Genomic DNA, 12,300 nt, shown 5'->3' with positions numbered 1-12,300 from the left:
GGAAGATCAGCGGGTCGCCGGAGTGAAGGTGAGGGTGCGCGTGGGCGTGACGATGCCGGAGACCGGCTGATCGTGCACGTCGCGCGGAACATCGTCGAGCAGCTCGGAGTCGTACACGACCGCGTAGACGGGAGGGCAGTTCTCCATCGAGCCGATCGTCTTGTCGAAGTAACCGCGTCCCCATCCCAGGCGCATGCCCGTGCGGTCGACGGCTGCGGCGGGCACGATGAGCACGTCGACGTCGTTGACGGCGATCGGGCCGAGCACCTCGCCCACGGGCTCGGGCATCCCGAGAAGGCCCTCGGTGATCGCCCCGTCCGGCTCGGCCACCGCCCAGTCCAGAAGACCGTCCGCGCGGGTGATGGGAAGGAGCACCCGGATGCCGCGGCCGACGGCCGCGTCGACGAACTCGCGCGTGCCGGGCTCGGTGGTCGTGGAGAGGAAACACGAGATGGATCGGGCGCCAAGGCGATCGATCAGCGCGTCAAGCTGGGCGCGTACACCCTCGGCGGCCTGTGCGCGCGCGGCATCCGACATGATCTGGCGTCGCTCCCGCAGGTCGGCGCGCAGCGCGCGCTTGGCCTGCTCGATGGGATCGGACACGGATTGATTGTACGGTCCCGGCCGTGCGGCCCGGCGAGAACGAGCGTGAGGCGGCGCGGGACGGCGTACCGCTAGCCTGTCCTCTATGTCGCACAAGCCCTTCAAGGCCGTCATCCCTGCCGCAGGACTCGGCACGCGCTTCCTTCCCGCCACCAAGGCGATGCCGAAGGAGATGCTGCCGGTCGTCGACAAGCCCGCCATCCAGTACGTGGTGGAAGAGGCCGTCGGCGCGGGAATCGAAGACGTGCTCATCATTCTGGGTCGGAACAAGAACAACATCGCCAACCACTTCGACGCCATGCCGGAGCTGGAGGAGAAGCTGCGCGCCAAGGGCGACATGGACAAGCTGGCGAAGGTGGAGAGGGCCTCCGACCTCGCCGACATCCACATGGTGCGGCAGGGAGAGCCCAAGGGCCTCGGGCACGCGGTGCTGCGCGCTCAGGCCCACGTGGGCGACCATCCGTTCGCGGTGCTCCTCGGCGACGACCTCATCGACGAGCGTGATCCGCTGCTGACGAAGATGCTCGAGGAGTACGGCCGCCGCGGCGCGACGGTCATCGCGCTCATGGAGGTGGATCCCGCCTCCATCCACCTCTACGGCGTCGCCGCCGTGGAGGCGACCGACGAGGACGACGTCGTGAAGGTGACGCAGCTCGTCGAGAAGCCGAAGGCCGAGGATGCACCGTCGAACCTCGCGATCATCGGACGCTACGTGCTCGGCCCCGACGTCTTCAGCATCCTGGAGCGGACAGAGCCGGGCAAGGGCGGCGAGATCCAGCTGACCGACGCGCTGCAGGAACTCGCGCAGGGGGCGGGTGACGGGGGAGGCGTGTACGGCGTGGTCTTCCGCGGTCGCCGCTACGACACCGGCGATAAGGTGGACTACATCAAGGCCATCGTGCAGCTGGCCGCCGACCGCGACGATCTCGGTCCGGAGCTGCGTCCCTGGTTCAAGGAATTCGCGGCGGGTCTCTGACGCCGCACGAGCGAGGGGGTGGCGTGGACCTGTCGATTCCGCGACGGCACGGGCCGATCTCCATCCGCCTGGTTCGCACGCGCGACGCGCGCGTGCTGCAGAACGAGCTTCTGAGCAATCGGTCGTGGCTGCGGCCGTGGGAGGCCACGAGCCCCGACGGGCCGGTGTCGTTCGACATGCGCCTGGGCGTTCGGCGACTGCTGCAGCAGCACCGCGACGGGCTGGGCGTGCCGTTCGTGATGGAGTACGACGGCGAGGTCGCCGGGCAGCTGAACGTCTGGGGCATCGCTCGCGGCTCGCTGGCCTCCGCGACCATCGGCTACTGGGTCAGCGAGCGCTTCGCCGGCAAGGGCATCACCCCGACCTCTGTCGCCCTGGCGACAGACGTGTGCTTCGACGAGCTGCGTCTTCACCGCATGGAGATCTGCATCCGCCCGGAGAACGTCGCGAGCCTGCGGGTGGTCGAGAAGCTCGGCTTCCGCTACGAGGGGTTGCGGCGCCGGTACATCCACATCGACGGCGATTGGCGGGACCACTACGCGTTCGCCCTCGTCCGCGAAGAGGTGCCCGAGGGAGTGCTGCCCCGCTGGGCGAGCGGCCACGCACCCTCCGAGGCCGCGACGATCCCGCCGGCCGACCGCCTCCCGGCCTGAGCGGGTCGAATTTCCGCGCTTCCGCCCGACCCGGTCGAAAGCCCCTCTAGCCTGACGGTATGCAGGCTGGTCTCCACTTCTGGAACTACTCCGTTCCCGGCGCCCCCGAGGCGCTCCCATCGATCCTCGCCGAGACGGCGCGCGTCGCCGAGGACGGGGGGTTCACCCAGTTCACGGTCATGGACCACTGGTTCCAGATGGAGCGCGTCGCCCCGGCGACGGAGCCCATGCTCGAGGCGTTCACGACGCTGGGGTTCCTCGCCGCCCACACCTCGCGCATGCGCATCGGACCGTTGGTCGTCGGTGTCACCTACCGATACCCCGGGCTCCTGGCCAAGACTGTCACGACCCTCGACGTCCTCAGCTCGGGGCGGGCGATGCTCGGGATCGGCGCGGCCTGGTACGACCGCGAGCACCACGCCCTGGGCGTGCCGTACCCGCCGATCGGCGAGCGGTTCGAGCGCCTGGAAGAGGCGCTGCAGATCGCGCTGCAGATGTGGAGCGACGACGACGGACCCTACGCCGGGACGCACTACCAGCTGGAGGAGACGCTCAACAGTCCGCGGAGCATCCAGCGCCCGCATCCGCCGATCATGATCGGCGGGAAGGGCGAGCGCAAGACGCTCCGCCTCGCCGCGCAGTATGCGCAGATCGTGAACCTCACGACGAACGATCCCGACGAGGTCGCGCACCTCCTCGACGTGCTGCGCCGACACTGCGAGACCGTCGGCACCGACTACGACGCCATCGAGAAGACGGTCATCGGCTCGGCGCTCGATCCGTTCGCCGACACGTTCCTTCCGCACATGGAGCGCCTCGCCGCGCTCGGGATCACGCAGGTCGCGCTCGGTGCGCGCCCCGCCGACACCGTCGGGCAGGTCGAGCGCGTCGCCGCCGAGGTCCTCCCTCGTCTCGCGGAGCTCTGAAGACTGCTCCGCGACACGCGCGCCCGCTGCCGCAGCGGCGCGCCCCGGTCGCATACCGTTAGCGGCATGGGTGGGCAGGTGCTGGGCGGCGGGGTGATCGTCGCTGTCGCCGTCGTGCTGTGGCTCGTCTATCTCCTCCCGTCGTGGCACAGCCGCTATCAGTACACCTCCGCCGAGCGGAACGCCGTGCGCCTCAACCAGGCCCTGCGGGTGCTCGCGGAGACGAGCGAGACGCCCAGGGAGGTGCAGCTCGAGCTGAACGCGCGGACCGCGCTCGCCCAGCAGCGCCTCGCGCGTCGCGCGCAGGCCGAACGCGAGCAGGCCGAGCTCGAGATCGCCCGCGCAGAACTCGAGATCGCCAAGGAACAGAGCGCCGCCGACCGCGAGCTCGCCCGTGCCCACCGCGCCGAGACCATCGCCGCCGCTCGTGCCCAGCGCGAGGCCGCCCGTCGGGCCCCCGAAGCGCGTCGCGCCCGCGCGCGCCGGCGGATGCGGCTGACCACCACCGTCGTCGCCGTCGCGGCGCTCGCCGCGGTCGGAGTGGGCGCGTGGCAGATGGTCCTCGGCGCATCCGCCGTTCTCATCTGGGCGGGCGCGATCGCGTTCGTCGCGTGCGTCGTGACGCTGCACCGCATGTCGCGTGTCGCTGCCCGCGCCGTCGTCCGCGCGCCCGTCGAGGCCGTCGCGCCGGCGGCCGTTCCTCTCCCCGACGTGGTTCTGGAGCGCCCCCGGGCAGCGGGCTGGACGCCGCGCGAACTGCCGCGCCCCCTCGCCTCGTCAGCGGGGTCGCGCGCGGCGGCGGTGCTCGACGAACGGGACGCTCGCGAGGCCCTGCGCGTCGCGGCGCGCGAGGAGGCGCTGCGGGGGCTCGCAGCGCAGAATGCGCCGCCGTCGATCGACACCGCGCGCACGGCGCGGGCTTCGGAGTTCAGCCGGATGGGCTATGTCGACGACGCCGAGATCGAGGCCCACGTCCGCCAGCTCCTGGCCCGTCGAGCCGTCGGCGAGTAGCCCCTCCGCCGCGCGGGGCGGGGTGCCCGGCGTGATAATGTAGCGGAGGTTCACGGGCCTGTGGCGCAGTTGGTAGCGCGCTTCGTTCGCAATGAAGAGGTCAGGGGTTCGAATCCCCTCAGGTCCACCGATCCAGAAGCGCTCACCCTCCCGGGTGGGCGCTTCGTCGTTTCCGGTGCCTCACCGCGAGACTCCATCTGCGCCACGAGACAGCGTGCGGCGGACGCAGTCTCGTGGCGCGCGTGCAGTCTCGCGGGGTGGGCGGTTCCCTACAGCAAGGTGTCGCGCTAGACTGTTCGTAGACAGAACATGCGTGCGCAGAGCGAACAGACGGAGCTACCGTGATCGACAAGACCGTTCCCGACGTGGTGAGTGCCGTCGCCGGGATCCCGAACGGCGCGACAGTCCTGATCGGCGGGTTCGGGCGCGCCGGACAGCCGGTGGAACTCATCGACGCCCTCATCGCCTCCGGCGCCGACGACCTGACGATCGTCAACAACAACGCAGGAAACGGCGACGTCGGTCTGGCGGCGCTCCTGGCGACGGGGCGTGTCCGCAAGATCGTGTGTTCGTTTCCCCGTCAGCACGACTCGTGGGTGTTCGACGATCTCTACCGCAGCGGGCGCATCGAGCTCGAGCTCGTCCCGCAGGGGAATCTCGCCGAGCGCATCCGTGCCGCCGGCGCCGGCATCGGCGCCTTCTTCTCCCCGACGGGGGTGGGCACGGTCCTTGCGGAGGGGCGGGAGCACCGCGTGATCGACGGCCGCGAATACGTGCTGGAGTACCCGATCCGCGCCGACGTCGCCCTCATCAGCGCGCTGCGCGCCGACCGGTGGGGGAACCTCGTCTACCGCGAGACCGCCCGCAACTTCGGCCCGATCATGGCGACGGCCGCGCGCACGACGATCGTTCAGGTCGACGAGGTCGTTCCGCTCGGGCAGATCGACCCCGAGACGATCGCGACCCCCGGCATCTTCGTCGACCGCGTCGTCGCCGTCGGCGCGCGGCCGTGGGTGAAAGACGGGACTTTCGTCGGCGGGGTGGATCTCGAAGGCCGCCCCCTGCATGCGGAGGAGACTCGATGAGCAGCCGGATCACCCGCGACGAGCTCGCCGCGCGCATCGCCGCCGACATCCCCGAAGGGGCAGTGGTGAACCTCGGCATCGGAGCGCCCACCCTCGTGGCCAACTTCCTGCCGTCCGACCTCGAGATCGTGCTGCACACCGAGAACGGGATGCTGGGAATGGGCCCCGCCCCCGCGCCCGACGCGATCGACCCCGACCTCATCAACGCGGGGAAGCAGCCGGTCACGGCGCTGGCCGGGGCCGCGTACTTCCACCACGCTGACTCGTTCGCGATGATGCGCGGCGGTCACCTCGACGTCTGCGTGCTGGGCGCCTTCCAGGTCTCGGAACGCGGTGACCTGGCGAACTGGTCCACCGGCGAGCCGGGTGCGATCCCCGCCGTCGGCGGCGCGATGGACCTCGCGATCGGCGCGAAGGCGGTCTACGTCATGACCGACCTGCTCACCAAGCGCGGCGAGTCCAAGCTCGTCCGCGAGTGCGCCTACCCCCTCACCGGCGTGGGCTGCGTGACACGCATCTACACCGACCACGCGGTGTTCGATGTGACTGCCGGCGGCCTCCGCGTGCGCGAGGCGTTCGGGGAGAACACCGTGGCCTCGCTCGAGGCGCTGACCGGCCTCGACCTCGGCGGCTCCGCCGCATCCGCAGAAGGGAACTGACATGTCCGCGAGCTTCGTGTACGACGCCGTCCGCACGCCGTTCGGCCGCGCCGGAGGCGCCCTGTCGGGCGTGCGTCCCGACGACCTCGCCGCCGTGGTCATGAAGGCCGCGGTCGAACGCGCCGACCTCGACCCGGCGCGCATCGACGACGTGATCTTCGGCGACGCCAACCAGGCCGGCGAAGACAACCGCAACGTCGCGCGCTTCGGTGCGCTCCTGGCCGGCTTCCCGACGTCGGTGACCGGCGTCACCGTGAACCGGCTGTGCGCATCGTCGGTGGAGGCGGTGATCCAGGGATCCCGCGCGATCGAGGCCGGCGATGCCGACATCGTGCTCGCCGGGGGCGTGGAGTCGATGAGCCGTGCGCCGTTCGTGGTGGAGAAGTCGCCGCGAGCGTGGCCGAGCGTCGGGAACCAGACGATGTGGAACACCTCGATCGGCTGGCGCATGACGAACAAGGCGCTGCCGACGCACTGGACGATCTCGAACGGTGAGTCCGCAGAGAAGATCGCGGGGGAGTGGAACCTCTCCCGCGACGCGCAGGACGCCTTCGCTGTGCGCTCGCACCGGCTCGCTGCGCAGGCGTGGGCCTCGGGGCTCTACGACGGCGAGGTCGTTCAGGTGCCCGGCGCCGAACTGGTCCGCGACGAGGGCATCCGCGACGATACGTCGGTCGAGAAGCTTGCGGGCTTGAAGGCCCTGTTCGGCCGGGGGGAGAGCGGCACCGTGACGGCCGGCAATTCCTCGCCCATCAACGACGGCGCATCCGCGGTGCTGCTCGCCGGCGAAGGCGTGCTTCCCGGCGATCCCCTCGCGCGCATCATCGGTCGCGCCGCGCACGGGGTCGATCCCGACCAGTTCCCCATCGCGCCAATCGAGGCAGCGAACAAGGCTCTCGCCCGCGCGGGAAAGACGTGGGCGGATGTCGACATCGTCGAGCTCAACGAGGCGTTCGCGTCGCAGTCCCTGGCCTGCATCGCGGGCTGGCCCGATCTCGACCCGGAGAAGGTCAACATCCACGGCGGCGCGCTGGCGATCGGGCACCCCCTCGGGGCATCCGGCGGGCGCATCATCGGCCACGCCGCGCACGAGCTGAAGCGCCGCGGCGGCGGGGTCGCGGTCGCCGCGATCTGCATCGGCGTCGGGCAGGGCCTCGCCGTCGTGCTCGAGCGGTGAGCTCCGAGGGATTGCGCCGTCCGGCGGTAGGGTGAGGCGGTGACCGACGAGACCGTGTCCGCAGCCGAGGGCTCCGGCGATTTCGTCCAGTCACTGGCCCGCGGCCTGGCGATCATCCGGACGTTCGACGGCGAGCACCCCGCCCTGACGCTGAGCGATGTCGCGCGGCGAGCGGACGTGCCCCGCGCCGCCGCGCGACGGTTCCTCCATACGCTGGAGGCCCTCGGATACGTGCGCGCCGACGGGCGGTCCTTCTCGCTCACTCCGCGCGTCCTCGAGCTCGGCTTCTCGTACCTGTCGTCGATGTCGCTGCCGGAGATCGTGCAGCCGCATCTGGAGCGGCTCTCCCACCAGGTCGGCGAGAGCGTGTCGGCGGCCGTGCTCGACGGCGCCGACATCATCTACGTCGCGCGCGTCCCGACCCGCCGCATCATGAGCGTGCGCATCACGATCGGCACGCGCTTTCCGGCGTACGCGACGAGCATGGGCCGCGTCCTCCTGGCCGCGCTGGCCCCGGATGACGCGCAGGCCGTGCTGACGAGCGCCCCCCTCGAGCCTCTGACGCCACGTACGCGCACGGATGCGGCCGAGCTGCGCGCGGAGCTCGACGTCGTCCGCGAGCGTGGCTGGGCGCTCATCGACGGTGAACTCGAGCCCGGTGTGCGCTCCGTGGCCGCGCCCGTGCACGGCCGAGACGGGGAAGTCGTCGCCGCCGTCAACATCTCCACGAGCGCCACGCGCGACAGCGTGGAGCGCATCGAGGACGTGTACGTGCCGATCCTGCTGGCCACGACGTCGGCGATCGACGGCGATATGCGGCTCGTCTAGCGAAACCGGCCCGTTGTCGCCCTCGTCAGCGGGCAGGGGAGATCCGCTGCCCGATGAACACGGCCGTCGCCGCCACGAGCACGTGCATCAGCATGAGCGCCGCGACTCCGATGCCCGTCGTGCCCGGCAGGAACCCGGTGAGAAGCAGCACCACGTCGGGGACGAGTGTGAGCAGCACGAGGACCGGGACGAGCACACGGAGAACGCGCGCCGATCGCCGCGCGAACCGCACGACGAGGACCCACCCCGCGAGACCGACGAGGAACCCGGCGATGCCGAAGGTCAGGTACGGGCCCGGCTGAAGCGGGATGAACGCCGCGTCGGCGCCGAGCGCGAGGGCCGCGAAAGCCAGCGCCGAGGTGAAGATCGCGGATGCGACCACGCCGGAGAACACGAAGAGCACGACGGCGGTCGTGCGGGGGCGGACAACGGAAGTGGACATGACGCTCCGATCGCTGGGGATGATCGGAACGCTAGGGTTTCGGCGCCCTCGCCACGAGGCCTCCGGGGAGTATCCTGCGTACTCCTCTGGGAGTAGCGGACGCTCAGCGCGTCGGGCGCGATACGGTCGGGTCGTGACCACGCTCTCGACAGGATCCGTGACCCAGTACGCCGTGCTCGATGCCCTGCTCGCGGGGGCGTATGGCACCGGGATCCCCGCCCCCGAGGTGCGCGGCCTCGGAGACTTCGGCATCGGATGCTGCGAGGGCCTCGGGGGTGAGGTGATCCTCGTCGACGGGCACCTCGTCGAGTGCACGGTCGACGGCCCGCCGCGCACGATGACCGAGAGCGAAACACTCCCGTTCTTCGAGGTGTGCACCTTTCCCGCGGTCGCGCCGTCGACGGTTCGCGAGGCCGGGCACGAGGAGCTCCTCTCCCGCATCGAGGAGCACGTGCTCAGCCGCAACCTCTTCCACGCCGTCCGCCTGGATGGACTGTTCCGCTCCGTCACGGTGCGCGTCCCGCCGCGTGCATCCGGGTTCCCCGTCCCGCTCGCGGAGATCGCGCAACGGCAGATCGAGACGCGGGTCTCCGACGCGCGGGGCACGCTCGTCGGGTTCTGGGTTCCCGAGATCTACCAGGGCATCGCCGTCGCCGGCGCGCACCTGCACTTCCTCTCCGACGACCACCAGCTGGGCGGCCACGTTCTGGATGTCGGCGTCGAGGATGCAGAGCTGCGGATCGCCGCCTTCGCGCGCTTCGACCTGCGGCTGCCGACCGACGAGGTGTTCCTCTCCACGCCGCTGACCCACGACGACGACCACCGGATCATCGCGGTGGAGAGCGCCTCGCCTCGGTGAGACGGGATCGACCGCCCGGGCGCCCCGGACGGTCGATCGCCAAGCCTCCTCGTCAGCCGACGAGCTGCGCGGAGCGGGCTCCCGCGGTGAGCCGCTCGGCAGCCAGCCCCTCCGCGGCGGCGAGCGGCGTCACCCCGCGTGATTCCGCCTCGTCGAAGACGCGCCGGACGGTGTCGCCGATCGCGGCCACGCGGGCCATGATCTGCGCGCGGTCCCCGAGACCCTTGTCCTCGGCGTCCAGGTAGATCACGCCGCCGGCATTGGCGACGAAGTCCGGGGCGTAGAGGATTCCGCGCGCCGCCAGCCGGTCGGCGCCGGAGTGGTCCGCGAGCGGGTTGTTCGCCGGCCCGCACACCGCACGGGCGTCGAGGGCTTCGATGACCTCGTCGGTGAGGACGCCGCCGATCCCCGCCGGGACGAAGACGTCGGCCGGGATCAGGTGCTCCTCTCCCGCCGCCACCCAGGTCGCGCCGAGGTCGGCCGCGAGGGTGCGCTTGGCGGGGTTCACGTCGGTCACATGCAAGATCGCGCCCTCGGATGCCAGGCGAGCGGCCAGGCGGCTGCCGACCTGACCGAGACCGGAGATCGTCACTCGTCGGCCGGCGACGTCCGCCGATCCGCAGACGCGCTCGAGGGTGGCCCGAAGAGCCTCGTAGACGCCGACGCTCGTGGGGCCGGCCGGCTCGCCCGACCCGCCCGCCGCGTCGGGAAGCCCCACGACGTGAGCGGTGCGCTCGCGCACGACGAGCATGTCCTCGGCGGTCGAGCCGACGTCTTCTGCGGTGCGATAGAGCCCGCCCAGCGACTCGACGGCGTCGCCGAGGTCGAGGAAGACGGCGCGGCGTCGCTCGGCGTCGAGCACCGTTCCCTCCGGCAGGCCGACGACGGACTTTCCTCCGCCGGCATCCAATCCGGCCGCGGCGTTCTTGAGCGTCATCGCGGCGGAGAGGCGCAAGGCGTCGCCCAGTGCCGCGCTCCAGTGGGGATAGGTCCACACGCGAGCGCCGCCGAGGGCGGGGCCGAGCGCGGCGGAGTGGAGTGCGACGGCGAGGAACAGACCACTGCGCTCTCCCGTCCTCACCTCCACGCGCTCGTGGGTGAAATCGGGCAGGGGCAGTGCAGGGGTCATCGTCGATCCTTCTCCGGCGGGCCTCGTGGGCCGTAGGTACAGCCGCCGCGGGTGTGCGGCAGCCGATTCCATTGTGCCCGGGCGCGGGACGAAACGACAGAGGGCGCGCTCCAGAGCGGGCGGCATCAGGGGTAGGGTCGGCGCATGGCGGAGCAGTACCTGCACGGGCACCATTCGAGCGTCGTCAGCTCGCACGCGCGGCGGACGGCCGAGAACTCCGTCGCCTACCTTCTTCCTCGTCTGCGTGAGGGGATGTCTCTTCTGGACGTGGGATGCGGGCCGGGGACGATCACTGTCGACCTGGCCGAGCGTGTCGCGCCGGGGCGTGTCGTGGGCATCGACACCTCCGAGGTCGCCCTTCAGATGGCACGGGAGGTGGCCGGGCACCGCGGCGTGCAGATCGACTTCCACGTCGACGACGCGTATGCGCTGTCGGCCGGGTCGGGGGAGTACGACATCGTCCACGCCCATCAGGTACTCCATCACCTCACGCGACCCACGGACGCGATCGCCGAGTTCGCCCGTGTCGCCGGAGCGGAGGGGATCGTGGCGCTGCGGGAGGTCGACTATGAGGGGATCTCCTGGTTCCCGCACGTGCCGGCCCTCGACGAATGGCTCGACCTCTTCGTGCGGCTGGGGCGCACGCTCGGCGGCGAGCCGTCCGCGGGCCGCCGCCTTCTCGGGTGGGCGCAGCAGGCGGGGCTCCGCGACATCGAGCCTTCCGCGTCGGTGTGGCTGTATGCCACGCCCGAGGACCGGGGCTGGTTCGCCGACTCGTGGGCCCAGCGCGCGACCGAGTCGGACTTCGCCCGGCACGCTCTCGAGCACGGGCTCGCCGACCGCGACGCGCTCGCGCGGATCGCCGAGGGGTGGCTCGAGTGGGCGGCGGCGCCGGACGGATGGATGCTGATGCCCCACGCCGAGATCATCGCGCGGGGCACCGCGTCGTGAGGGGCGCCTACCAGGCGAGCACGGTCTCCGGGGTGAAGACGAGCGCCGTCGAGAACGTCGCGACGATCGCGTCGAGCGGCTGCCCGTAGTCCGCGACGGCGGCGGCGTACTTCTCCTCGTACGCCGGCCGGAAATGCGCGAGCCACTGCGCCGAGGAGCGCTCCGAGACTTCAGCGGTGCCGCGGAGGATGACCACTTCGTTGCCGAACGCGCCAGTCTCCAGGTGCACCAGAACCGGCGATCCGGCACGCACGTGCGCCACCTTCGCCGTGGCGGCTCGGCTGAAGACGACCACGCGGCCGTCGTGCCAGAAGAACCAGACGGGAACCGCGTGGGGAGCGCCGTCGGCGTCGACGGTCGTGAACCACGCGATGATCCGCTTCTCCAGCAGGTCGATCGCCGCCTCGTTCGCGGGATCGCCGGGGGTGAATGTCCGCGCCATCATGCCTCCTCGGTGGATGCTCCCGAGAGTACAGAGCCTCCCTGACGCCGCTCTAGGCTGAGGGCATGACGGAGGCCCTTCCCGCCCGCAGCAGACTCGTCGCCGAACGGCTCGCGGAGGAGGGCATCGACGCGCAGATCGTCGTGCTCCCGGATGCCGCGTCCACCGCCGCCCTGGCGGCATCCGCTCTGGGCGTCGACGTGGGCGCCATCGCCAACAGCCTGGTCTTCGTCGGCGACGAGAAGCCGTTGCTGGTCATGACCAGCGGCGCCCACCGTGTGGACACCGTCGCGCTGGCGGAGCGTCTCGGCATGGAGCGGATCCGCCGGGCCACGCCCGAGGAGGTGAGGTCGGCCACGGGTCAGCCGATCGGCGGTGTGGCGCCCACCGGACACCCGGCGCCGGTTCGGACCGTCGTCGACGAGGCGCTCGCCGCCCACCCGGTCCTGTGGGCGGCCGGCGGCACCCCGCACACCGTGTTCCCCCTCACGTTCGGCGAACTGGTCGGCCTCACCGGGGGCGCCGTGGTGCGGGTGGACTGAACGGCGGCGAGGCCGAG

Annotated in this window: 15 protein-coding genes and 1 tRNA gene; 12 read left to right on the top strand and 4 right to left on the bottom strand. The window is 71.2% G+C overall.

The window, feature by feature from the left end; genetic code table 11:
• Positions 1-6: 6 nt before the first annotated feature.
• Entirely contained in the window at positions 7-603 is a 597-nt protein-coding gene (locus tag ACTU3I_RS16465; protein WP_442926789.1) for a 5-formyltetrahydrofolate cyclo-ligase, read from the bottom strand.
• Between the two features lie 85 nt (positions 604-688).
• Here ACTU3I_RS16465 and galU point away from each other — a divergent pair, with 85 nt between their 5' ends.
• The 9 genes from galU to ACTU3I_RS16420 all read left to right on the top strand — a co-directional run bounded on the left by galU (position 689) and on the right by ACTU3I_RS16420 (position 7,918).
• Positions 689-1,579, top strand: a complete 891-nt coding sequence (gene galU, locus ACTU3I_RS16460; RefSeq protein ID WP_442926788.1) for a UTP--glucose-1-phosphate uridylyltransferase GalU — start codon at positions 689-691, stop codon at positions 1,577-1,579.
• Positions 1,580-1,602: 23 nt separating this feature from the next.
• On the top strand, positions 1,603-2,232 hold the full coding sequence (locus tag ACTU3I_RS16455) for a GNAT family N-acetyltransferase (protein ID WP_442926787.1): 630 nt from the start codon (positions 1,603-1,605) through the stop codon (positions 2,230-2,232).
• A gap of 59 nt (positions 2,233-2,291) precedes the next feature.
• Positions 2,292-3,158 carry an LLM class F420-dependent oxidoreductase gene (locus ACTU3I_RS16450; RefSeq protein ID WP_442926786.1) on the top strand — a complete coding sequence of 289 codons (867 nt, stop codon included), beginning with the start codon at positions 2,292-2,294 and terminating at the stop codon, positions 3,156-3,158.
• 66 nt (positions 3,159-3,224) lie between these two features.
• Positions 3,225-4,169, top strand: a complete 945-nt coding sequence (locus ACTU3I_RS16445) for a large exoprotein (protein WP_442926785.1) — start codon at positions 3,225-3,227, stop codon at positions 4,167-4,169.
• Between the two features lie 54 nt (positions 4,170-4,223).
• Positions 4,224-4,296: transfer RNA gene (locus ACTU3I_RS16440), tRNA-Ala, on the top strand.
• 214 nt (positions 4,297-4,510) lie between these two features.
• A complete protein-coding gene (locus tag ACTU3I_RS16435; RefSeq protein WP_442926784.1) occupies positions 4,511-5,254 on the top strand; it encodes a 3-oxoacid CoA-transferase subunit A in 744 nt (247 codons plus the stop codon).
• Positions 5,251-5,913: a 3-oxoacid CoA-transferase subunit B gene (locus ACTU3I_RS16430; protein WP_442926783.1), complete on the top strand. Its 663-nt coding sequence runs from the start codon at positions 5,251-5,253 to the stop codon at positions 5,911-5,913. The genes ACTU3I_RS16435 and ACTU3I_RS16430 overlap by 4 nt, the downstream gene beginning before the upstream one ends.
• Position 5,914: 1 nt before the next feature.
• On the top strand, positions 5,915-7,090 hold the full coding sequence (locus ACTU3I_RS16425; protein WP_442926782.1) for a thiolase family protein: 1,176 nt from the start codon (positions 5,915-5,917) through the stop codon (positions 7,088-7,090).
• Between the two features lie 39 nt (positions 7,091-7,129).
• The gene (locus ACTU3I_RS16420; protein WP_442926781.1) at positions 7,130-7,918 is read left to right on the top strand and encodes an IclR family transcriptional regulator domain-containing protein; all 789 of its coding nucleotides are present in this window, start codon (positions 7,130-7,132) and stop codon (positions 7,916-7,918) included.
• A gap of 25 nt (positions 7,919-7,943) precedes the next feature.
• Here ACTU3I_RS16420 and ACTU3I_RS16415 read toward each other — a convergent pair whose 3' ends face one another.
• The gene (locus tag ACTU3I_RS16415) at positions 7,944-8,360 is read right to left on the bottom strand and encodes a DUF6069 family protein (RefSeq protein ID WP_442926780.1); all 417 of its coding nucleotides are present in this window, start codon (positions 8,358-8,360) and stop codon (positions 7,944-7,946) included.
• Positions 8,361-8,493: 133 nt separating this feature from the next.
• Here ACTU3I_RS16415 and ACTU3I_RS16410 point away from each other — a divergent pair, with 133 nt between their 5' ends.
• Positions 8,494-9,219: an acetolactate decarboxylase gene (locus ACTU3I_RS16410; protein ID WP_442926779.1), complete on the top strand. Its 726-nt coding sequence runs from the start codon at positions 8,494-8,496 to the stop codon at positions 9,217-9,219.
• A 52-nt stretch (positions 9,220-9,271) separates the two neighbouring features.
• Here ACTU3I_RS16410 and ACTU3I_RS16405 read toward each other — a convergent pair whose 3' ends face one another.
• Positions 9,272-10,348, bottom strand: a complete 1,077-nt coding sequence (locus ACTU3I_RS16405) for a Glu/Leu/Phe/Val dehydrogenase dimerization domain-containing protein (protein ID WP_442926778.1) — start codon at positions 10,346-10,348, stop codon at positions 9,272-9,274.
• Positions 10,349-10,492: 144 nt separating this feature from the next.
• Here ACTU3I_RS16405 and ACTU3I_RS16400 point away from each other — a divergent pair, with 144 nt between their 5' ends.
• Positions 10,493-11,299, top strand: a complete 807-nt coding sequence (locus ACTU3I_RS16400; RefSeq protein WP_442926777.1) for a methyltransferase domain-containing protein — start codon at positions 10,493-10,495, stop codon at positions 11,297-11,299.
• A gap of 7 nt (positions 11,300-11,306) precedes the next feature.
• Here ACTU3I_RS16400 and ACTU3I_RS16395 read toward each other — a convergent pair whose 3' ends face one another.
• Positions 11,307-11,741 (bottom strand): pyridoxamine 5'-phosphate oxidase family protein, encoded by a 435-nt coding sequence (locus tag ACTU3I_RS16395; RefSeq protein WP_442926776.1) that lies wholly within the window; start codon positions 11,739-11,741, stop codon positions 11,307-11,309.
• Between the two features lie 65 nt (positions 11,742-11,806).
• On the opposite strand from ACTU3I_RS16395, the gene ACTU3I_RS16390 reads away from it, so the two are divergent.
• The gene (locus tag ACTU3I_RS16390) at positions 11,807-12,283 is read left to right on the top strand and encodes a YbaK/EbsC family protein (RefSeq protein WP_442926775.1); all 477 of its coding nucleotides are present in this window, start codon (positions 11,807-11,809) and stop codon (positions 12,281-12,283) included.
• Positions 12,284-12,300: the final 17 nt, after the last annotated feature.

The sequence above is a fragment of the Microbacterium sp. RD1 genome, assembly GCF_052220165.1.
Taxonomy (GTDB): Bacteria; Actinomycetota; Actinomycetes; order Actinomycetales; family Microbacteriaceae; genus Microbacterium.
This window is presented reverse-complemented; position numbering and strand designations above follow the sequence as displayed.